This window comes from Streptomyces lusitanus (assembly GCF_042647945.1).
Classification (GTDB): Bacteria; Actinomycetota; Actinomycetes; order Streptomycetales; family Streptomycetaceae; genus Streptomyces; species Streptomyces pseudogriseolus.
Map to the genome: position 1 here is coordinate 47,797 of NZ_JBHRWL010000030.1, position 20,695 is coordinate 68,491.

At 72.7% G+C, this 20,695-nt stretch carries 22 protein-coding genes and 1 tRNA gene; 16 read left to right on the forward strand and 7 right to left on the reverse strand.

What is annotated here, in order from left to right:
* Positions 1-23 precede the first annotated feature (23 nt).
* The 3 genes from ACFOSY_RS30885 to ACFOSY_RS30895 all read right to left on the reverse strand — a co-directional run bounded on the left by ACFOSY_RS30885 (position 24) and on the right by ACFOSY_RS30895 (position 3,583).
* Positions 24-683, reverse strand: a complete 660-nt coding sequence (locus tag ACFOSY_RS30885; protein WP_394313422.1) for a LuxR C-terminal-related transcriptional regulator — start codon at positions 681-683, stop codon at positions 24-26.
* 204 nt (positions 684-887) lie between these two features.
* Positions 888-2,246, reverse strand: a complete 1,359-nt coding sequence (locus tag ACFOSY_RS30890) for a sensor histidine kinase (protein ID WP_394313291.1) — start codon at positions 2,244-2,246, stop codon at positions 888-890.
* Between the two features lie 110 nt (positions 2,247-2,356).
* Positions 2,357-3,583 carry a sensor histidine kinase gene (locus ACFOSY_RS30895; protein WP_394313294.1) on the reverse strand — a complete coding sequence of 409 codons (1,227 nt, stop codon included), beginning with the start codon at positions 3,581-3,583 and terminating at the stop codon, positions 2,357-2,359.
* Between the two features lie 240 nt (positions 3,584-3,823).
* On the opposite strand from ACFOSY_RS30895, the gene ACFOSY_RS30900 reads away from it, so the two are divergent.
* The 12 genes from ACFOSY_RS30900 (at position 3,824) to ACFOSY_RS30955 (ending at position 15,381) form a co-directional block, all read left to right on the forward strand.
* On the forward strand, positions 3,824-4,216 hold the full coding sequence (locus tag ACFOSY_RS30900; RefSeq protein WP_030823404.1) for an NADH-quinone oxidoreductase subunit A: 393 nt from the start codon (positions 3,824-3,826) through the stop codon (positions 4,214-4,216).
* Positions 4,207-4,860: an NADH-quinone oxidoreductase subunit B gene (locus tag ACFOSY_RS30905; RefSeq protein ID WP_394313296.1), complete on the forward strand. Its 654-nt coding sequence runs from the start codon at positions 4,207-4,209 to the stop codon at positions 4,858-4,860. Before ACFOSY_RS30900 ends, ACFOSY_RS30905 begins: the two co-directional genes overlap by 10 nt.
* Positions 4,857-6,101, forward strand: a complete 1,245-nt coding sequence (locus ACFOSY_RS30910; RefSeq protein WP_394313299.1) for an NADH-quinone oxidoreductase subunit C — start codon at positions 4,857-4,859, stop codon at positions 6,099-6,101. The genes ACFOSY_RS30905 and ACFOSY_RS30910 overlap by 4 nt, the downstream gene beginning before the upstream one ends.
* Positions 6,098-7,066, forward strand: coding sequence for a complex I subunit 1/NuoH family protein (locus ACFOSY_RS30915; RefSeq protein ID WP_394313300.1), 969 nt, complete (start codon positions 6,098-6,100; stop codon positions 7,064-7,066). The genes ACFOSY_RS30910 and ACFOSY_RS30915 overlap by 4 nt, the downstream gene beginning before the upstream one ends.
* On the forward strand, positions 7,066-7,713 hold the full coding sequence (locus ACFOSY_RS30920; protein ID WP_394313303.1) for a NuoI/complex I 23 kDa subunit family protein: 648 nt from the start codon (positions 7,066-7,068) through the stop codon (positions 7,711-7,713). Before ACFOSY_RS30915 ends, ACFOSY_RS30920 begins: the two co-directional genes overlap by 1 nt.
* Positions 7,710-8,381, forward strand: coding sequence for an NADH-quinone oxidoreductase subunit J family protein (locus ACFOSY_RS30925; protein ID WP_394313305.1), 672 nt, complete (start codon positions 7,710-7,712; stop codon positions 8,379-8,381). The genes ACFOSY_RS30920 and ACFOSY_RS30925 overlap by 4 nt, the downstream gene beginning before the upstream one ends.
* Entirely contained in the window at positions 8,381-8,794 is a 414-nt protein-coding gene (nuoK, locus tag ACFOSY_RS30930; RefSeq protein WP_394313307.1) for an NADH-quinone oxidoreductase subunit NuoK, read from the forward strand. Before ACFOSY_RS30925 ends, nuoK begins: the two co-directional genes overlap by 1 nt.
* On the forward strand, positions 8,791-10,785 hold the full coding sequence (locus tag ACFOSY_RS30935; RefSeq protein ID WP_394313309.1) for an NADH-quinone oxidoreductase subunit 5 family protein: 1,995 nt from the start codon (positions 8,791-8,793) through the stop codon (positions 10,783-10,785). Before nuoK ends, ACFOSY_RS30935 begins: the two co-directional genes overlap by 4 nt.
* A gap of 6 nt (positions 10,786-10,791) precedes the next feature.
* Entirely contained in the window at positions 10,792-12,366 is a 1,575-nt protein-coding gene (locus ACFOSY_RS30940; RefSeq protein WP_394313311.1) for a complex I subunit 4 family protein, read from the forward strand.
* On the forward strand, positions 12,363-13,889 hold the full coding sequence (locus ACFOSY_RS30945) for an NADH-quinone oxidoreductase subunit N (protein WP_394313314.1): 1,527 nt from the start codon (positions 12,363-12,365) through the stop codon (positions 13,887-13,889). The genes ACFOSY_RS30940 and ACFOSY_RS30945 overlap by 4 nt, the downstream gene beginning before the upstream one ends.
* Before the next feature lie 239 nt (positions 13,890-14,128).
* Positions 14,129-14,989: a zinc metalloprotease HtpX gene (gene htpX / locus ACFOSY_RS30950; RefSeq protein ID WP_006133065.1), complete on the forward strand. Its 861-nt coding sequence runs from the start codon at positions 14,129-14,131 to the stop codon at positions 14,987-14,989.
* Complete coding sequence (locus ACFOSY_RS30955) at positions 14,986-15,381, forward strand: YccF domain-containing protein (protein ID WP_006133063.1); 396 nt, start codon at positions 14,986-14,988, stop codon at positions 15,379-15,381. The genes htpX and ACFOSY_RS30955 overlap by 4 nt, the downstream gene beginning before the upstream one ends.
* 158 nt (positions 15,382-15,539) lie before the next feature.
* Here the strand turns inward: ACFOSY_RS30955 and ACFOSY_RS30960 are convergent, their stop codons facing one another.
* The gene (locus tag ACFOSY_RS30960; protein ID WP_394313318.1) at positions 15,540-16,820 is read right to left on the reverse strand and encodes an APC family permease; all 1,281 of its coding nucleotides are present in this window, start codon (positions 16,818-16,820) and stop codon (positions 15,540-15,542) included.
* A gap of 93 nt (positions 16,821-16,913) precedes the next feature.
* Here ACFOSY_RS30960 and ACFOSY_RS30965 point away from each other — a divergent pair, with 93 nt between their 5' ends.
* Positions 16,914-17,180, forward strand: coding sequence for a GlsB/YeaQ/YmgE family stress response membrane protein (locus ACFOSY_RS30965; protein WP_394313321.1), 267 nt, complete (start codon positions 16,914-16,916; stop codon positions 17,178-17,180).
* 133 nt (positions 17,181-17,313) lie between these two features.
* Here ACFOSY_RS30965 and ACFOSY_RS30970 read toward each other — a convergent pair whose 3' ends face one another.
* The gene (locus ACFOSY_RS30970) at positions 17,314-17,802 is read right to left on the reverse strand and encodes a YajQ family cyclic di-GMP-binding protein (RefSeq protein ID WP_006133059.1); all 489 of its coding nucleotides are present in this window, start codon (positions 17,800-17,802) and stop codon (positions 17,314-17,316) included.
* Between the two features lie 235 nt (positions 17,803-18,037).
* Here ACFOSY_RS30970 and ACFOSY_RS30975 point away from each other — a divergent pair.
* Positions 18,038-18,119 (forward strand) — tRNA-Tyr (locus ACFOSY_RS30975).
* 72 nt (positions 18,120-18,191) lie between these two features.
* Positions 18,192-18,959 (forward strand): class I SAM-dependent methyltransferase, encoded by a 768-nt coding sequence (locus tag ACFOSY_RS30980; protein ID WP_394313324.1) that lies wholly within the window; start codon positions 18,192-18,194, stop codon positions 18,957-18,959.
* 58 nt (positions 18,960-19,017) lie between these two features.
* Here ACFOSY_RS30980 and ACFOSY_RS30985 read toward each other — a convergent pair whose 3' ends face one another.
* Positions 19,018-19,554 (reverse strand): hypothetical protein, encoded by a 537-nt coding sequence (locus tag ACFOSY_RS30985; RefSeq protein ID WP_394313326.1) that lies wholly within the window; start codon positions 19,552-19,554, stop codon positions 19,018-19,020.
* A 125-nt stretch (positions 19,555-19,679) separates the two neighbouring features.
* Between ACFOSY_RS30985 and ACFOSY_RS30990 the strand changes: the two genes are divergently transcribed.
* Entirely contained in the window at positions 19,680-19,892 is a 213-nt protein-coding gene (locus ACFOSY_RS30990; RefSeq protein ID WP_093765450.1) for a hypothetical protein, read from the forward strand.
* A 31-nt stretch (positions 19,893-19,923) separates the two neighbouring features.
* Here the strand turns inward: ACFOSY_RS30990 and ACFOSY_RS30995 are convergent, their stop codons facing one another.
* A complete protein-coding gene (locus ACFOSY_RS30995) occupies positions 19,924-20,580 on the reverse strand; it encodes an NAD(P)H-binding protein (protein ID WP_394313330.1) in 657 nt (218 codons plus the stop codon).
* Between the last annotated feature and the right edge of the window lie 115 nt (positions 20,581-20,695).

Below are 20,695 nucleotides of genomic sequence, written 5' to 3' on the forward strand. Positions count from 1 at the left end.
CCAAGACGCGCGCCGCCGTCCCCTCAGGAGTTCAAGTACGTCAGCACCGCAAGGACCCGCCGGTGGTCGCCGTCGCTCGGGGACAGCCCCAGCTTCAGGAAGATGTTGCTGACGTGCTTCTCCACCGCGCCGTCGCTCACCACCAGCTGCCGGGCGATCGCCGAGTTCGTCCGCCCCTCCGCCATCAGCCCCAGCACCTCGCGCTCGCGCGGGGTGAGCCCCGCCAGCACGTCCTGCTTACGGCTGCGGCCCAGCAGCTGCGCCACCACCTCCGGGTCCAGCGCCGTGCCGCCCTGCGCCACCCGGACCACCGCGTCCACGAACTCGCGCACCTCGGCCACCCGGTCCTTCAGCAGATAGCCGACGCCCCGGCTGGAGCCGGCCAGCAGCTCGGTCGCGTACCGCTCCTCCACGTACTGCGACAGCACCAGCACCCCGACACCCGGATGGCTCTTGCGCAGCTGCACCGCGGCCCGCACGCCCTCGTCGGTGTGCGTCGGCGGCATTCGCACGTCGGCCACCACCACGTCCGGCAGCTGGTCCTGCCGGGCCAGGTCGTCGACCGTCCTGATCAGCGCGTCCCCGTCGCCGACCCCGGCCACCACCTCGTGCCCCCGGTCGGTCAGCAGCCGCGTCAGGCCCTCCCGCAGCAGCACCGAATCCTCGGCGATGACCACCCGCACCCTGTCCTCCACGTCCTTGTCCCCCCGGAACCCGGCTCCGGGCCCGCCCTTGTGGCGGGCCCGGTCGTCGGGTCCAGCATTTCAGCATCCGGTGGAGGACGGGCCGGGGCGACGCGATCGGGGGTGTCGTCGTCGCCGGCCGCCGGCCGCCGGCCGCCGGCCCTCGCCTCCGTCCGCCGGACCGCTCACCTCACCCCGCGGTCATCACCGCTCCGCCCGCCACGGCAGCTCCGCGGTCACCCGCGTCGGGCCGCCGGCCGGCGAGTCCATCACGAGGATTCCGTCCACCGCGTCCAGCCGCTCCGCCAGACCCGCCAGCCCGGAACCGCGCGACTGGTCCGCGCCGCCCACGCCGTTGTCCACCACCTGGAGCATCAGCCGGTCCTCGGACCGCCACACCTCCACGGCCGCCCAGCTCGCCCGGCTGTGCTTGCCGACGTTCTGCAGCAGCTCCGAGACCGTGAAGTACGCGATGCCCTCGATCGCCGGCGCCGGCCGCTCCGACAGGTCCACCTCCACCTGCACCGGCACCGTGCAGCGCGCGGCGACCGACGACAGGGCCGCGTCCAGGCCGCGGTCGGTGAGGACCGCCGGGTGGATGCCGCGGGCCAGGTCCCGCAGCTCCTGGAGGGCCGTCTTCACCTCGCCGTGCGCCTCGTCCACCATCCGCGCCGCGGCCTGCGGGTCCTCCCGCAGCTTCTCCTTCGCCAGACCCAGGTCCATCGCCAGGCTCACCAGCCGGGCCTGCGCCCCGTCGTGCAGGTCCCGCTCGATGCGGCGCAGGTCCGCCGCCGCCGTGTCCACCACGACCCCCCGGTCCGACTCCAGCTCCACCACCCGCGTCGCCAGCCGCGACGGGCCCAGCAGCCCGTGCACCATCAGCCGGTCCACCGTCGTCAGCGCCCGCACGATCCACGGCGTGGCCAGCGTGAACAGCAGGCCCACGCCCGCCGTCACCGCGATCTCGAACGGGTTGTCCAGGTAGATCGCGTGGTGCTCGTCGCCGTACAGCTGTATGCCGTCCTGGCCCGCGTACAGCGGGAGCACCCAGAACCACAGCGGGTACGTCACCAGCGACCAGCCCAGCGACCAGAAGGTGACCGTCACCGTGAACGAGAGGACCGCCCAGGGCAGCTGAAGCACCGCGTACAGCAGCGCCCGCCAGGACGTGCCGCTCTTCAGCACCGCCCCGACCCACCCCATGAACCCCTGCCGCTTCAGCCGCAGCGGCTCCGGCTCGCCCACGTCCAGGCCCAGCAGCCCGCGCGCCCGCGCCCGCTCCACCGAACCGAACCCCCGGCACCCGGCGAGCGCCGCCGCCAGCACCGGCACCCCGAGGAACGTCACCAGCAGGCCCGCTCCGAGCGAGACCATCGTGACCGCGTAGGTGAACAGCAGGATGCTGACCGGCAGGCTCAGCAGCACGTAGGCCAGCTCCCGCCAGGCACGCCCCTCGACCGGCGCCCGCAGCGCCGCCGGCATCCGGTGCCGCCGTCCCCCCACGCCCTGCGCGTGTCCGGGCCCGGTGGGGAGCCCGTAGCCCTGTCCGTACTCCGTGGCCATCGGCTTCGTCCTTCTCCTCGTCCGGCGGCTGTGCTGTCGTACATCCAGAGTGCTGCGCCGCAGGTCGGCGGGGAATGAAGGCCGTCGCAGTCTTCGGCGGGGGGTTTTCCCTACCTACGGCCGCGGGCGGACGCCCCCCTGCCCGGCGCCTTCCCTGCCGGGGTGCCGGAGCGGTCGCGCCACGGCAGCTCGGCCGTCACCGTCGTCGGACCGCCCTGCGGGGAGTCCACGACGAACAGCCCGTCCACCGCGCCCAGCCGCTCGGCCAGACCCCGCATGCCCGTACCGCCGTCGAGGCTCGCCCCGCCCACGCCGTCGTCCCGCACCTGGAGGAACAGCCGGTTCTCCAGCCGCCACACCTCCACCGACGCCGACCGCGCCCGGCTGTGCTTGCTGACGTTCTGGAGCAGCTCGGAGACCGTGAAGTAGGCGATGCCCTCGATCGCCGGCGCCGGCCGCTCGTCCAGGTCGACGGTGACCGTCACCGGCACCGTGCAGCGCGCGGCGACCGACGACAGGGCCGCGTCCAGGCCGCGGTCGGTGAGGACCGCCGGGTGGATGCCGCGCGCCAGGTCCCGCAGCTCCTGAAGCGCCAGCTTCACCTCGCCGTGCGCCTCCTCGACCATCGACGCCGCCGCGTCCGGGTCCTCCAGCAGCTTCTCCTTGGCCAGGCCCAGTCCCATCGCCAGATTCACCAGCCGGGCCTGCGCCCCGTCGTGCAGGTCCCGCTCGATGCGGCGCAGGTCCGCCGCCGCCGTGTCCACCACGACCCCGCGGTCCGACTCCAGCTCGGCTATGCGCCGCTCCAGCTCGTCCGACGGCGAGAGCAGACCCCGCACCATCGCCCGGTCCACGTCGGCCATCGCCCGCACCACGAAGGCGAGCACCGGCCACAGCACGAACAGCCCGGTCAGCGTGACGGTGAAGGTGAGGATGCCCCACGGCAGACGTATCAGCATGAAGAGGAACGTCCGCCAGCCCACCGGGTCCTTGACCGCCTGCCACAGCCCCGGCCAGAAGCCGCCGGCCCTCCGCCACGGCAGCGGACTCGGCTCGTCCACCCGCACCCCGAGCATCGCCCTCGCACGCGCCCGCTCCAGCCGGCCCAGCTGCCGCGCCCCCAGCAGACCGAGCGCGAGCAGCGGCAGACCGACCACCGTGACCGTCAGCCCCGCGCCGATGGACAGGGCGGCCACCGTGTAGACGAAGCCGACGATCGACACCGGGAGGTTCGTCAGGAGATGCGTCATCTCCTTCCACGTGTGCGCGTCGTAGGCGAAGCGGGCCGGCGGCGGGCGGTCGCCCGGTCCGGCCGGCTGCGGGATCGGTTCGGTCATGGGCCTAGCCTGCCCGGCCCTCGGGGGCCCGCGCCATGAGGAGGACCGCCAAGCTGAACTGAGGAAAACCCCACCCCCGCGTGCCAAGCCCCGACGGGCTGCTTACCGTGCCTTTATCAGGGCCTAGACTCCCGTGCGTACAGATCGTCGGACCGTGGCGTTCGACGTTCACCGGCACGGAGCAAGGGCAGGGCACAGGCGGGAACGCCTGGTCGCCGATCTGAGGAGTGAGGGGCGGACGTGCGGGAAACGACCGTCGTCGCGGCGGACTACTTCCAGTCCTACTCGGTCGTCGGACTGCTCGCCGTCGTCGGCCTGCTGTTCGTCGCCGTCGCCTTCGGCGCGGGCCGCCTGCTGCGGCCGGTGGTGCCGACGCCGGAGAAGCTGCTGACGTACGAGTGCGGCGTCGACCCCGTCGGCGAGGGCTGGGCCCACACCCAGGTCCGCTACTACGTGTACGCCTTCCTCTACGTGATCTTCGCCGTCGACTCGATCTTCCTCTTCCCCTGGGCGACCGTCTTCGCCGCCGACGGCTACGGCGCGACCACCCTCGTGGAGATGTTCGTCTTCCTCGGCTTCCTCGCCGTGGGCCTGCTGTACGCCTACAAGAAGGGCGTCCTGACATGGACGTGAACCCTGCCGCCCCCGAGCCGGTGCTGCTGCCGGAACCTGCACGTCCCTCCGGCGAAGGCACGGCGAGGCTCGGCGCGCTCGCCCGGCTCGCCCCCGAGCCGATGAAGGTGGTCCTCAACTGGGGCCGCCGCTACTCGCTGTGGGTGTTCAACTTCGGCCTCGCCTGCTGCGCGATCGAGTTCATCGCCGCGTCGATGGCCCGGCACGACTTCATCCGCCTCGGCGTCATCCCGTTCGCCCCGGGACCCCGCCAGGCCGACCTGATGGTCGTCTCCGGCACGGTCACCGACAAGATGGCGCCCGCGGTCAAGCGCCTGTACGAGCAGATGCCCGAGCCGAAGTACGTCATCTCCTTCGGCGCGTGCAGCAACTGCGGCGGCCCCTACTGGGACTCCTACTCCGTCACCAAGGGCGTCGACCAGATCATCCCCGTCGACGTCTACGTCCCCGGCTGCCCGCCCCGGCCCGAGGCGCTGCTCCAGGGCATCCTCAAGCTCCAGGAGAAGATCGCCCGCGAGTCGCTGGGGGAGCGGTACGGGTCCGCGTCCGGCGCGGGACGGCCCTCGGCGGCGGCGCTGCGGAGCGGGCTGGTCCCGCCGCCCGCGCCGAAGGACGCGACCAGGGGTGAAGGGGAGGCCGGATGACCGCCGTCGGCTGGCTCCCCGGGGACGTCGAGGACCTGTTCGGCGCACAGGCCACGGCGGAGGAGGCGTACGAGGTCCTCACCGTCGACGTGCCGTCCGACGCCTGGATCCCCGCCCTCGAAGCCGCCCGCGACCGCCTCGGCTGCACCTTCTTCGACTGGCTGAGCGCCGTCGACGAACCCGGCACCGGCTTCCGCGTGACCGCCCACGTCGCCGCCCTCGCCCCGGTACGGCGGCTGCTGCTGCGCACCACCGTGCCGCACGAGGCCCCCGCCCTGCCGTCGGCCGTGGACGTCTACGCGGGCGCGGCCTGGCACGAGCGCGAGACCCACGAGATGTTCGGCGTCGACTTCACCGGACACCCCGGCCTCGACCACCTGCTGCTGCCGGAGGGTTTCGAGGGCCATCCGCTGCGCAAGGACTTCGTCCTCGCGGCCCGGGTCGCCAAGGCGTGGCCCGGCGCCAAGGAGCCGGGGGAGTCGGAGCACGGCGGACCCAAGCGGCGCCAGATGCTGCCGCCGGGCGTGCCCGACCCGAACGAGTGGGGCCCGCTCAAGGGCCAGCTCCCGCCCGCCCCGGCCCGCCCCGCCCGCCGCGCGGCGACCGCGGGGGCCGCGGGGGCCCGCACCCCGGGCGAACGCCCGCCCCGCCGCACCCGCTCCGTCTCCGAGGGCTCGGTGAGCCAGACGGCGGGCGAGGCGGGTACGGGCGTGGACGCGGGCGCCGGTGCGGGCGGTGACGCGAGTGCGGCCACGCCGCCGGTTACGCCGCGCCGGGCGCGGTCGGTGTCGGAAGGCTCGGCGAGCCAGAGGGGCGCGGACGCCCCGGCGCGCCGGTCGCGCAGTGCGGGTGAGGGCTCGGCGTCACAGCGTGAGGGTGCCCCGGGTACGGGCGGTCCCCGCCGGGCGCGGTCCGCGTCAGAAGGCTCCGCGAGCCAACGCGCGCCGCAGGAGCAGGCGCAGGCGCCGGGCGTGGACGACACCGCGGCGGGCGCCACCGAGGAGCCCCGCGACCGTAAGCCGCCCGTCGCCCCGCGCAGCCCGGACGCCCCGTGGCACCACGCACAGCCGGCGTTCGAGGAGCCCGAGCCGAAGCCGCAGCCCGAGCCGGAAGCCGCACCCCGGCCGGAGCCGGAGCCGGAGCCGGAGCCGAAGCCGGAACCGGCCCCGGAACCCAACCCTGACAACCCCGACGACCCCGACACGAAGACCCCCGACGACCCCGCAGGAGGCACGCGGTGACCGACGTTCTCGACGTCGCCCTGCGACTCCTCGTCGTGTTCGTCGTCTTCCTGACCTTCCCCCTGCTCGTGGGCCAGACCGAGCACAAGGTGATGGCGCACATGCAGGGCCGCCTCGGCCCCATGTACGCCGGCGGCTTCCACGGCTGGGCCCAGCTCATCGCCGACGGTGTGAAGTTCGCGCAGAAGGAGGACGTGGTCCCGGCCGGCGCGGACCGCCGTATCTTCCAGCTCGCGCCCGCCGTCGCGCTCCTGCCGTACCTGCTCGTGCTGCTCGCCGTTCCGATCGGGCCGGGTGAGGGCGCGGTCGGCCGGGTGCTGGACGCGGGCGTGTTCTTCGTCCTGGCCGTGATGGGCGTGGGTGTCCTCGGCTCGCTCATGGCCGGCTGGGCCTCCGCCAACAAGTTCTCCCTCCTCGGCGGCCTGCGCACCGCAGCGCAGCTCCTCGCGTACGAACTGCCGATGCTGCTCACCGCCGCCTCCGTGGCGATGGCCGCCGGGACCGTGTCGCTCGTCGGCATCCTCGACGCGTTCGAGTGGTGGTGGCTGCCGTGGCAGATCACCGGCGCGCTCGTCTTCTTCGTCGCGGGCCTCGCCGAACTCCAGCGCCCGCCCTTCGACATGCCGGTCGCCGACTCGGAGATCATCTTCGGCGCGTACACCGAGTACACCGGCCTGCGCTTCGCCCTGTTCCTCCTCGCCGAGTACGCGGGGATCGTCGTGCTGTGCGGCCTGACCACCGTCCTGTTCCTGGGCGGGTGGCACGGCCCCTGGGGCGCCGACGGGCTCGGCTGGGTGTGGACCCTGCTGAAGACCGCCGTGCTCGCCTTCGTCGTCATCTGGCTGCGCGTCAGCTACCCACGCCTGCGCGAGGACCAGTTGCAGAAGTTCGCCTGGACCCTCCTCGTCCCTCTCGCCCTCGCCCAGATCGCCCTCACCGGCGTCGTCAAGGTGGTGTTCCTGTAATGGCCCCCATCCCCGGCTCCGGCCTGGCCAAGGGCCTGGCCGTCACGTTGCGGACGATGACGCGGAAGTCCGTCACCGCGCAGTACCCGGACACCCAGCCCGAACTGCCGCCCCGCAGCCGCGGGGTGATCGGCCTGTTCGAGGAGAACTGCACGGTCTGCATGCTGTGCGCCCGCGAGTGCCCCGACTGGTGCATCTACATCGACTCGCACAAGGAGACCGTGCCGCCCGCCGCACCCGGCGGCCGTGAGCGCAGCCGCAACGTCCTCGACCGGTTCGCCATCGACTTCTCCCTCTGCATGTACTGCGGTATCTGCATCGAGGTCTGCCCCTTCGACGCCCTGTTCTGGTCTCCGGAGTTCGAGTACGCGGAGACCGACATCCGTGACCTCACCCACGAGCGGGACAAGCTCCGCGAGTGGATGTGGACCGTGCCGGCCCCGCCCGCCCTCGACGCCGGCGCGGAGGAACCGAAGGAAGTGGCCGCCGCCCGCAAGACCGCCGACAAACTCGCGGCCGCCCAGGCCGACGAGCAGGGTCACGCCGACGGACCGGGACAGCCCCACGGGCCGGGTCACGCCGACGGACCGGGACAGCCCCACGGGCCGGGTCAAGCCGGCGCACCGGGTCAGGAGGGCCGCGCATGAGCACCGCAGCGACCGCCGGCGCACTCGCGGCCGGCACCGCGCACCGGGCGGCCGAGTCCCCCGGCTTCCTGTCCCCGACCGGCGTCGAGATCACCTTCCTCCTCGTCGGCCTGGTCACCCTCGGGGCCGCCGTCGTCACCGTCACCACCCGGCAGCTGGTGCACGCAGCCCTCTGGCTGGTGGTGGCCCTCGGCGGACTCGCCGTCGAATACCTGCTGCTCACCGCCGAGTTCATCGCCTGGGTGCAGGTCCTCATCTACGTCGGCTCCGTCGTCGTCCTCCTGCTGTTCGGGCTGATGCTCACCCGCGCCCCCATCGGCCGCTCACCGGACGCCGACTCCGGCAACCGCCCGGTCGCGCTCGCCGTGGCCGTCGCGGCGGCGGCCGCCCTGGTCTGGGTGGTCACCGACGCCTTCCGCACCACCTGGATCGACCTGGACGGCGGCGCCCCCTCCGGCACCACCGAGGTGACCGGCGCCAGCCTCTTCCAGCACTGGGTCCTCCCCTTCGAGGCCCTGTCCGTCCTCCTCCTCGCCGCCCTCGTCGGTGCCATCGTCCTGTCGCGCAAGGCCAACGCCGGCTCCGAGCCCGGCGCGAAGACCGTGACTCCGTCCACCGCGGCCACCCGCGCGACAGGCACCCGGCGCGACCAGGAAGGGGACCGCTGATGCACCTCGCCTATCCCGCCGTACTCGCCGCCCTCCTCTTCTGCACCGGCCTCTACGGCGTCCTCGCCCGCCGCAACGCGATCCTGGTGCTGATGTCGGTCGAGCTGATGCTCAACGCCGTCAACCTCAACCTCGTCGCCTTCGACGCCTGGCTCAGCCGGACCGCGGAGGACACCCTCCACTCCGGCCAGGCCCTGGCCCTGTTCACCATCGCCGTCGCCGCCGCCGAGATCGGCATCGGCCTCGCGATCGTCCTCGCCGTGTACCGCAACCGCGGCACCTCGGACATCGACCGGCTCCGCGACACCGCCGAGGGTCACGGCCCCGACGACCCCGACGACACCGACAGCGACGCCACCGGCCGCGCGATCCCCGCCCCGGCCGCCGGCGAGAAGGCCGAGGCCACCGCGTGACCACGACCACCCTCGCCGTCCTCGTTCCCCTCCTTCCGTTCCTCGGCGCGCTCGCCGGACTGCTGCTGGGCCGCACCGCACCCGGCTTCGTCCGCCCGCTCGCCGTCCTCCCGGCGCTCGCCTCCCTCGCGCTCGCCGCCACCGTCGCCGCGCGCCAGGGCGGCGGCGCCCCGGTCGACGCCGCGACGGAGCTCACCCCCACCGGCTCGGTCCCCGTCGAACTCGCCCTGCACATCGACGGCTTCGCCGCCCTCACCGCCGTGGTCGTCGGCACCGTCGCCACCTGCGTGCAGATCTACTCCACGGGCTATCTGCGCGACGACCCGCGCTACCCGTCGTACGCCGCTCTCGTCTCGCTGTTCACCTCCGCGATGCTGCTGGTCGTCTACACCGGCGACCTGATGGTGCTGCTGGTCGGCTGGGAAGTCATGGGCATCTGCTCCTACTTCCTCGTCGGCCACTACTGGGAGACCCCCGAGGCGCGCGCCGCCTCGCTGAAGGCCTTCCTGGTGACCAAGCTCGGCGACGTCCCCTTCCTCATCGGCCTGTTCGCGCTCGCCGCCGACGCCGGGTCCTTCCGCATCACCCGGATCCTCGGCGCCGTCACGCACGGCGGCATCGACCACCCGACCCTGATCGCCCTGCTGCTCCTCGCGGGCGTGGCCGGCAAGTCCGCGCAGTTCCCGCTGCACACCTGGCTGCCGGACGCGATGGCGGGCCCCACACCCGTCTCCGCGCTGATCCACGCCGCGACGATGGTCGCCGCCGGCGTCTACTTCGTCGCCCGTCTCCTTCCGCTGTTCGAGGCCTCGCAGGCCGCGATGACCGTCCTCGCCGTCATGGCCGCCGTGACGATGACCGGCTCGGCGCTCGCCGCCCTCGCCCAGGACGACGTCAAACGCGTCCTCGCCTACTCGACGATCGGCCAGCTCGGCTACATGACCGGCGCCCTGGCCGTCGCCGACCGCGGCGCCGCCGTCTTCCACCTCCTGTCCCACGGCGCCTTCAAGGCGCTGCTGTTCCTCGCCGCCGGCGTGATCATCCACGCCGCCGGCACCAACTCGCTGGCCGCCATGTCCCGCATGAGCCACCTGCGCGACCGCGTCCCCGACGCCTACTGGACGATGACCGTGGCGCTCCTCGCGCTCGCCGCGATCCCGCCGTTCAGCGGCTTCTTCTCCAAGGAGGCCGTCCTCGGCGTCGCCGAGCACGTCGTCACCGGCCACACCGGCAACGCCCCCGCCGCCGCGGGCTGGATCGTCCTCCTCGCCGGACTGCTCACCGCCCTCCTCACCGCCGCGTACGCGACGCGACTGTGGCTGCTCGCCTTCCGTGGCAGCGGCACCGAGGCGCCCGACCACGGCCGGCAGCCGCTCACCATGACGACCGTGCTGTGGGTGCTCGCCGTGCCGTCCCTGGCGTTCGGCGGCTTCGCCTTCCGGGTGCTGCCCGACTGGTTCGACGGCCACGACCTGACCCCGACCCTCACCACCTCCGTGCTCGGCACGGGCGTGGCCCTGGTCGGCGGCATCGTCACCTATGCCACCTGGCGGCACACCACCGCGCACGCCGCCCGGGTCCCCCTCGGCGCCGTCGCCGCCCACCCCGGCGGCGACGCCGGACAGGTCGAGGCGGAGGCCATCGCGAGCCACGAACCGGCCTACGGGGACGTCGCGTACGCGGCCGACCCGTCGGACCCCGGGCGGCTGCTGCTCGGCCGGCTGCACCGGCACGCCGCCGTCGGCTTCCACCTGGACGCCGTGTACTCGGCGCTCTTCGTCCGCCCGGTCCGGGCCGGCGCGAGCCTCGTGCGGTTCCTCGACCGGGAGGTCGTCGACACCTACGTACGCGGCGCGGGCACCCTGCCCCGCTGGCTCGGCGCCGCCGTCCGGCGGGCCCAGACCGGCAATCTGCAGACCTATGTGAGCGCGCTGCTCGCCGGCACCGTCGTCCTCGCGGTCGCCGCCGTCCTCGTCGCCACGGGAGCGTGAGCAGGCGTGATCGATATCAACGAGTCCGTGATGCAGTTCCTTCTGGCGTTCCTGGTCGTCGGCCCGCTCCTCGGCGCCGCCGCCGCTCTGCTGCCCGCCCCGCCCGGACTGAAGGGGAAGTCGCCCGAGCAGGCCGTGCTCCGCCACGGCGTGACTGTCACCGGCGTGATCCTGGCGGCGGCGATCGTCCTCGCGCTCGGCTTCGACCACCACCACCCGTCGACGATGCAGGCCACGACGGACATCAGCTGGATCCCCGCACTCGACGTGCGCATCCACCTCGGCACCGACGGCATCTCGCTCCCCCTTCTGGTCCTGACCGCCCTGCTGACCTTCCTCAGCGCCCTCTACTCGTATTTCAAGCCGCCCGCGGGACCGTCCCCGAAGGCCTTCGTCGCCCTGCTGCTCGTCCTCGAGTCCGGCACCCTGGCGACCTTCGCCGTCCTCGACCTGATCCTCTTCTTCCTCGCCTTCGAGACGGTCCTCATCCCCATGTACTTCCTCATCGCCCGCTGGGGCGGCGAGGGCCGGGCCGAGGCCGCCTGGAAGTTCATCCTGTACACGCTGCTCGGCTCCGTGGTCATGCTGCTCGGCCTGCTCCTGACCGGGATCGAGGCGGGCACGTTCGACATGGTGGCACTCGCCACTGACAACGGCCGGTCACTCAGCGTGTCCGTGCAGGTCATCGCCGTACTCGCGATCGGGATCGGACTCGCGGTGAAGACGCCGATGTGGCCCCTGCACAGCTGGCTGCCCGACGCCCACACCGCCGCCCCCACCGTCGGCTCCGTCCTGCTCGCCGGCGTTCTGCTGAAGATGGGCACGTACGGCTTCGTCCGCATCCTGCTCCCGGCCGCCCCCGACGGCTTCCGCACCTTCGCGCCGTACCTCGCCGCGTTCGCCGTCGTCGGCATCGTCTACGGGTCCCTCGCCTGCCTCGCCCTGGCCAGGAAGGGCGCGAAGGGCGACCTCAAGCGCCTGATCGCCTACTCCTCCGTCGGCCACATGGGGTTCGTCCTGCTCGGCATCGCCACCATGACCCCGACGGGAGTCAACGGCGCCCTGTTCGCGAACGTCGCCCACGGCCTCATCACCGGCCTGCTGTTCTTCCTGGTCGGCGGCCTGAAGGAGCGCACCGGCAGCACCGACCTGGACGCCCTCGCCCAGGAGACCGGGGCCGCCCTCTACGGCAGGGCCCCCCGCCTCGGCGGGCTGCTGGCCTTCGCCGCCGTCGCCTCCCTCGGCCTGCCCGGCCTCGCCGGGTTCTGGGGCGAGATGCTGGCGCTGTTCGGCGCGTTCGACCCCGCCGACGGGCTCAGCAGGCCGGCCTTCCTCACGTTCATGTCGATCGGCGCGTTCGGCACCCTGCTCACCGCCGCCTACCTGCTGATCGTGGTCCGCCGGGTCTGCATGGGCGCCGCGCCGAAGGACACGCCGGCCTGGGCCGACGTGCGCTCCTACGAGTTCGCGGCCTGGACCCCGCTCGTCGTCCTCACCGTCGTCGCCGGCCTGTGGCCCAAGGCCCTTCTGGGCCTGACCGACCCGGCCGTGCAGCAGCTCCTCGCAGGAGGCACCCGATGAGCTCCCTCGTCCAGTCCGTCGACTGGCTGGCCGTCGCACCGCCCACCGTCGCGGCGGTCGTCGGACTCGTCGTGCTCGTCGCCGACCTGTTCGTCACCGAGTCCAGGAAGCCGCTGCTCGGCTGGATCGCGGTGGCCGGACTCGCGGCCTCCGCGCTCCTGCTGCTGCCCCTCCTCGACGCCGACCGCTCCACGTTCTGCCTGGTCGGCGACACCGAGGTGTGCAGCTACACCGCGGACCGCTTCACCCTCGTCATCCAGTTCCTGGTGCTCGGCGGCGCCCTGCTCTGCGCCCTGCTGTCGGTCACCGCGCTGAAGGACTCCGGCAAGCGGTTTCCCGAGGGCGAGTACTGGTTCCTGTTCCTCTCCTCCGCCGCCGGCGCGGCCCTGCTGCCCGCCTCCCGGGACCTCGCGACCCTCGTCGTCGCCCTGGAGGTGGCGTCCCTGCCCGCCTTCGCCCTGGTCGGCCTGCGGCACGGCGACCGCAGGTCCTCCGAGGCGGCCCTGAAGTTCTTCCTGTCCTCCGTCACCGCCACCGCGGTCAGCCTGCTCGGCATCAGCTTCGTCTACGCCGCCACCGGCACCCTCCACCTCACCCGGGTCGCCGAACGCATCCAGCACGTCGACGGGCAGCTCCAGACCCTCGCGCAGACCGGCGTCGTCCTCACCCTCGTCGGCTTCGCCTTCAAGACGGCCGCCGTCCCCTTCCACTTCTGGGTGCCCGACACCTATGTGGGCGCCCCGCTGCCTGTCGCCGCCTACCTGTCCGTCATCGGCAAGGCGGTCGGCTTCTCCGGCCTCATCCTGGTCACCGTCGTCGCCCTCCCTTCGTACGCCGACGCCTGGGCCCCCGCCCTGGCCGTGCTGGCCGCGCTGACCATGACCGTCGGCAACGTGGGCGCCCTGCGCCAGCGGTCCACGCGCGCGTACAGCGCCGTACGCCTGCTCGCCTGGTCGTCCGTCGGCCAGGCCGGGTACCTGCTCGTGCCGATCGCCGCCGCCGGGTACTCCGACGACCCCGAGAAGCAGATCGGCTCCACCCTCGCCTACGCCCTCATGTACGGCGCCGTGAACCTGGGCGCCTTCGCGGTGGCCGCCCTCGTCGGGCGCGCGCACCGGCTCAACCGGGTCGCCGACTACCGCGGCCTGTACGCAGCGAGCCCCCTCACCGCGCTGCTCATGGGCTTCTTCCTGCTGTGCCTCGCCGGTCTCCCGCCGGGCGTCATCGGCCTCTTCGCCAAGGTCACCGTGTTCGCGGCGGCCGTCGACGCGGGGCTCGGCTGGCTGGCCGTCGTCATGGCCGTCAACGTCGTCATCGCGCTGGTGTACTACCTGCGCTGGACGGCGCTGCTGTTCCGCGCGCCGGAGACGGCCCCCGAGGGGGCGGCGGCGGGAGACGCGGCCGCGACCCGCCGCCTGCCCGCCCCGCTGACCGCGGCGCTCGCCCTGACCGGCGTCCTCGGCATCGCCCTGTCCGGGGCCCCGCAACTGGTGCTGCGCTTCACGGAGACCGGCCTCTTCTGAGCGGTACGCCTCTTCCGGGCGGCACGCGCGCGTGGCCGCTCGTCCGGCCCCGCGCGGCCGTTCACCCGGACGGTTGACACGCGCCACCACGCGCACAAGGGAACTAGTGCCCTTCGCCTGGCGTTGACCGGTACGGGAGGGTCCACTGGACGTGACACCGCGCCATCAGTGGGCAGCGCAGGTCAGACGGAAGATCCGCCGCAAGGGTTCCCCCTGCCGCACGACTTGGAGGGCGTACCGTGCACCGCCGGCACAACGGGCTCAGGACCGCGGTCCTCCTCGGGGGACTGTCCGCGCTCATCATCGTCATCGGCAGCTTCTTCGGCCGCACGGGGCTCGTCATCGCCGTCGTCGTCGCGCTGGGCACCAACGCCTACGCGTACTGGAACAGCGACAAGCTGGCCCTGCGGGCGATGCGGGCCCGCCCGGTCAGCGAGTTCGAGGCCCCCGGCCTGTACCGGATGGTCCGGGAGCTGTCCACGCAGGCCCGCCAGCCCATGCCCCGCCTCTACATCTCGCCGACGGAGGCCCCCAACGCCTTCGCCACCGGCCGCAACCCGCGCAACGCGGCCGTGTGCTGCACGGAGGGCATCCTGCGCCTCCTCGACGAGCGGGAGCTGCGCGGCGTCATCGGCCACGAGCTCAGCCATGTCTACAACCGCGACATCCTGATCTCCTCGGTCGCCGGCGCCCTCGCCTCCGTGATCATGTTCCTGGTCAACTTCGCCTGGCTGATCCCGATCGGCCGCTCGGACGACGACGACGGCCCGGGCCTGCTCGGCATGCTGCTGATCCTGATCCTGGGCCCGCTCGCGGCGTCCCTCATCCAGCTCGCCATCAGCCGCTCGCGTGAGTACGAGGCGGACGCCTCCGGCTCCCAGCTCACCGGCGACCCCCTGGCCCTGGCGAGCGCCCTGCGCAAGCTGGAACACGGCACCAAGCAGCTCCCCCTGCCGCCCGAGCCTCGCATCGAGACGGCCAGCCACATGATGATCGCGAACCCCTTCCGCCCGGGGCAGGGGCTCGCGAAGATGTTCTCCACCCACCCGCCGATGGCGGAACGCATCGCCCGGCTCGAGAAGATGGCAGGTCACCTGTGAAGACCATCCTGAATCTCATCTGGCTCGTCTTCAGCGGCTTCTGGCTGTTCCTCTGCTACATGTTCGCCGGCGTGCTGCTGTGCGTCACGATCATCGGCATACCGTTCGGTGTGGCCGCGTTCCGCATCGGCGTCTACGCCCTGTGGCCCTTCGGGTACACGACGGTGGAGCGCCGCGACGCGGGAGCCCCGTCCTTCGTCGTCAACGTGCTGTGGCTGATCCTCGCGGGCTGGTGGCTCGCCCTCGGCCACATCGTCACGGGCCTCGCCCTCTGCGTGACGATCATCGGCATCCCGCTCGGCATCGCCAACTTCAAGCTGATCCCGGTCTCGCTGTTCCCGCTGGGCCGCGAGATCGTCCGCACGGACCGGGCGTTCACGGACCGCTGGTGAGGTGAGCGGCGGCCCTTGCCGGGGCCGGGGGTGGACGGGCGGGACGTCGTCCACAACCCCGGCGTTGTCCACGAACCCGCCGTTGTCCACAAGCCCCGCGTTTTCCACAGCCCCGCACACGCCTCGCCGCCGCCGCGCATCATGAACGCGTGGACGGGCTACCGCCCGCCCGGACCGCCCTGCCGCCGACCCCACACGTTCCGCACCCCGTACGCCACCACACCCGCACCGAGCACCGCCGCGCCCACGGCCACCGAGGTCCACGGCAAGGAGAACGCCAGCACCAGGCACCCGGCGAAGCCCACCGCCGGCACCACCCGGGCCACGAGACCCGAACGCAGGGTCCAGGCCGAGGCGTTCGCCACGGCGTAGTACGTCAGCACACCGAAGGAGGAGAACCCGACAGCGCCCCGCACATCGACGACGGCGGCCAGGACGGCGACGACACCGCCCACGGCCAGCGCCGCCCGGTGCGGCACATGGAACCGCGGATGGACGGCGGCCAGCGGCCCCGGGAGATGCCGGTCCCGGGCCATGGCCAGCGTCGTCCGCGACACCCCGAGCAGCAGGGCGAGCAGCGACCCGAGCGCGGCGACCGCCGCCCCCACCCGCACCACCGGCGCGAGCCCGGGCACCCCGGCCGCTCGCACCGCGTCGGCGAGCGGCGCGACGGACGCACCCAACGACTCGGCACCCAGCACGGAAAGGACGGCGACAGCGACAGCCGCGTACGCGGCCAGCGTGATGCCCAGGGAAATCCGGACCGCCCGCGGGACGGTGCGCGCCGGATCCCGCACCTCCTCGCCGAGGGTCGCGATCCGCGCGTACCCGGCGAACGCGAAGAAGAGCAGACCGGCCGCCTGGAGCACCCCGCCGGCCCCGCCCGGCACGCCCTCGTGCAGCCGGCCCGGGTCGGCGTCCCCCGACGTCAGACATACGACCACCACGGAAGCGAGGACCGCCAGGACCACACCCACGATCACCCGCGTCAGACACGCGGACTTCTGCACCCCGCCGTAGTCGACCGCCGTGACCAGCACCACGGCGGCGACAGCCACGGCATGCGCCTGCCCCGGCCAGACGTACGCGCCGACGGTGAGCGCCATCGCCGCGCAGGACGCCGTCTTGCCGACGACGAAGGCCCACCCGGCCAGGTAGCCCCAGAACGCCCCGAGCCGCTCCCGCCCGTACACGTACGTGCCGCCCGAGGCCGGGTACAGGGCGGCCAGGCGCGCCGAGGAGCCGGCGTTGCAGTAGGCGACGACGGCGGCGACGGCCAGCCCGAGGAGCAGCCCGGAGCCGGCGGCCCGCGCGGCGGGCGCGAGCGCGGCGAAAATGCCCGCGCCGAGCATCGCGCCCAGGCCGACGACGACGGCGTCGCCCGTGCCGAGGGTGCGGCGCAGTGCGGAGGGGGCGGGTTCGGCGGGGGCGTCGGTCATGAGGCCGCACCCTACTGACCGGGGGCAACCGGAAAGTGTCCCCGTGACGTCGTTCATGGTGCAAAGGCCGGCGGCAAAGGGCAGGTACTCGGCATGACGATCATCAGCTGGATCATTCTGGGCCTGCTGGCCGGAGCCATCGCGAAGTTCCTGCTGCCCGGCCGCGACCCGGGCGGCCTGGTCGGCACGACCCTGATCGGCGTGGCCGGCGCCTTCATCGGCGGCTGGATCTCGTCCCGCTGGCTGGACCACCCGATCAGCAAGGACTTCTACGACGGCACCACGTGGGTGGCCGCGATCGGCGGTTCCCTGGTCCTGCTGATCGCCTACCGCATCCTGTTCGGCAACTCGCGCGACTGACGACGTCGCGAAGGACGACGACGCGTAGGGCGACGAGACGACGGACACACAGAGGGTGGGCGCCCGAGCGGCACCCACCCTCCTCCAGCCGTCCAGCCGTCCAGCCGTCCAGCCGTCCGGCGCGTCGGCCGTCCTACCGGTAGTTCACGAACTGCAACGCGAAGTCGAAGTCCTTGCCCTTGAGCAGCGCGATGACGGTCTGGAGGTCGTCCCGGCTCTTGGAGCTGACGCGCAGCTCGTCGCCCTGCACCTGGGCCTTCACGCCCTTCGGGCCCTCGTCGCGGATGATCTTCGCGACCTTCTTCGCGTTCTCCTGGGAGATGCCCTCCTCGATCGTCGCGAAGATCTTGTACTCCTTGCCCGAGAGCTGCGGCTCACCCGCGTCCAGGGCCTTCAGGGAGATGCCCCGCTTGATCAGCTTGGACTGAAAGACGTCGAGGACAGCCTTCACCCGGTCCTCGGAGTTCGCCTCCATGAGGATCTTCTCCCCGGACCACGAGATCGAGGCGCCCACGCCCTTGAAGTCGTAGCGCTGCGAGATCTCCTTGGCGGTCTGGTTGAGGGCGTTGTCGACCTCCTGCCGCTCGACCTTCGAGACGATGTCGAAACTGGAGTCGGCCATGTCCTGTGGCTCCTTGATTCGGGGTGCGTATCGGGCTGCGCACCGGCTGCGTACCGGCGTACTGAGGCGGCCCCCGAGCCCGGCATCGGCCCCGGACCGCATCCGGACCAGCCTAGTCACCCCCCGGCCCCGGGGTGGCGATCAATCGGGTGGCGGAGCACCCCTGTCCATCGGGTATTGTTTACGTCGTTGCCAGCGAGCACCGCCGGAAGGCGGGGTTCAGCGCAGCAACCCCGGCGGTGTGCCCGAGCGGCCAAAGGGAGCAGACTGTAAATCTGCCGGCTCAGCCTTCCCAGGTTCGAATCCTGGCGCCGCCACACGACCGAAAGGGTCTGTGATCAGCACAGCTGATCACAGACCCTTTCGTCATTCCGATGGAGGTGGTCGCGGTGGCTGGTTACGGTGCGCTTTCCGAGGTGTACGAGTGGCTGATCGGGGACGACAAGCTGACCCCCGCTCAGGCGGCCTCGGCCTACTGCACCGATGTCGTGGGCCCTCTGCCGCCCGACACGCGCGTCCTCGACTGCTCGTGCGGAACCGGCCAGCTCGCCGTCGGCCTCGCGGGTCTTGGCCTCGACGTGGTCGCCGCCGACGCCAGTGAGGGGATGGTCCGCCGGACCGAGAGGCTCGCCGGCGAGCAGGGTGTCCCGCTTCGCACCCTCCGCGCGAGCTGGGACCAGCTGCCCGGCCACCTGGAGGACTCCACGTTCGACCTGGTGTTCTGCGTCGGCAACTCGCTCGGGCACGCCGAGGGCGCAGCCGGGCGCCTGGCCGCACTGGAAGCGATGGCGCGGCTGCTGAAGCCGGGCGGACGCCTCGTGCTCACGTCACGCAACTGGGAGCTCGTGCGCTCCGCCGGCTCACGGGTGGACGTGCGCGACCGGCTGATCCGCCGCAACGACCGCGACGCGGTCGTCAGCTACTACTGGCAGATCGAGCAGGGCTGGGAGCAGGAACACTTCCTCGAGATCGTGGTCGCCCGGATCGAGCCGGACAGGGAAGTGCGAGCCATCTCGGAGCGGTTGTCCATCTGGCCCTACCGGTACGAGGACCTCGTGGCGCAGTTGCGGAGCGTCGGGCTCACGGTGCGGTCCACCACCTTCGACCCCGAGGCCGACAACTACGTGGTGGTCACCGGCCGCGACCAGGAGCACTGATCCGCTCCGCGTCGTGGCCGACCCGCATATCCGCCGACCTCCTGGCTCGCGACCGCCGTCAGCGGGTGCCGGGGCCGGCCGTCGCCAGGACCCCGTTCACCGCCTGCCGCAGCGAGCGCTGCGTGAGCCGGCTGTTCTTCCCGCCGGTCAGGCCGGCCACGGCGCGGCCCACCCAATCCGGGTCGCCGAGAAGGTGCGGCTTCCCGTCGTCGACGAGCTGCCGCAGCAGACTCTCCAGCCGGAGGGCGTCCACCGCCCGGTACGGGCGCGCGTGTTGGTCGAAGCGCAGCTGGTCGTCCTCGTACGGGTGGCGCAGCGTCATGTGCAGCCAGCCCCCGTCGCGCCCGGCGACCATCCCGCCGAACGTGTACATGCCCCTGCTGTTCGTGTCCCAGGAGCGCTTGCCCCAGGTGAGCCGGATGCCGGTCATGAGCCGCGACCACGGGATCAACCGTCCCTCGGAGTCCGGCTCGTGCTGGTGGAGTCCCTCCGGGCGGAACTCCACCCAGTGGGCGTCCGGTCGTGTGGCGTCTCCAACTGCCCAACGCCCACCGGTCAGTTCCAGCGGTCCCAAGTACGTGACATCCGTCCCCATACGGGCATTGAAACACGCGATACGGGCATGGAAACACGCGTTCGCGTACGCGTGCGGCCGTGCCGGAGGCGGCCTCCGCCGGTGACTTCCCCTCCGGTGGGGCGGGGCGCGGGCACACTGGGGGCATGTCGCCGCGTCGCCGTCCCTGCCCCGAGTGCCGTCGTGAGATCGCCGTCGTCGCCGGGCGGTACGCGCGGCACGACCCGCCCGGCGCCCGCGGCAGCGGGGAGCTGACCTCCTGCCCGGGATCTCGCCGGCACGCCCAACCGGGCGCCGAGCAGCCGTCGTTGGACGGTTACGTCGTCCCGCCGTTCCCCGGGCAGATGCCCCTCTTCTGACGTCCGGGCCCGCGCCTCGGCTGCCCGCGCCTCAGTTGCCCGCGACCGACCTCACCGCCACCGACGCCGGTACGGAGCCGCTGATCAGTTCCAGGGTCAGGCCCGCCGTCGCGGGCGTGTCCACCAGTTCGGCGAGGACGGCCGCCACGTCGTCGCGGGGGATCGGACCGCGGCCCGTGCGGGCCTCCAGGCGGACCAGGCCCGTGCCCGGCTCGTCCGTGAGCTGCCCCGGCCGCAGGATCGTCCAGTCCAGGGCGTCCAGGCTCCGCACGTACGCGTCCGCCTCGCCCTTGGCGCGCAGGTACACGTCGAAGACCTCGTCCCCCTGGTGCTCCGCGTCCGCGCCCATCGACGACACGATCACGAACCGGCGCACGCCCGCGCGCACGGCCGCGTCCGCGAAGAGGACCGCCGCCGCCCGGTCCACGGTGTCCTTGCGGCCCACACCGCTGCCCGGCCCGGCGCCCGCCGCGAACACCGCCGCGTCCGCGCCCTCCAGGACCCTCGCGACCTCCTCCACGGACGCCGACTCCAGGTCGAGCACGATCGGCTCCGCGCCCAGCTCCCGCAGGTCGTCCGCCTGTTCGGGTTTGCGGATGATGCCCGCCGCCTCGTCCCCGCGCGCGGCGAGCAGCCGCTCCAGCCGCAGCGCGATCTGACCATGACCACCAGCGATGACAATGCGCATGCCTTCGACCGTACGCCGCACCGCGCCCGTCCGCCGTGCGACGCAACCGTGCGACACCCACGCCCCCAAGCCCCCACCCGAACCCCTGCCAAGCCCTCTGCCCAAGCCCCATGCC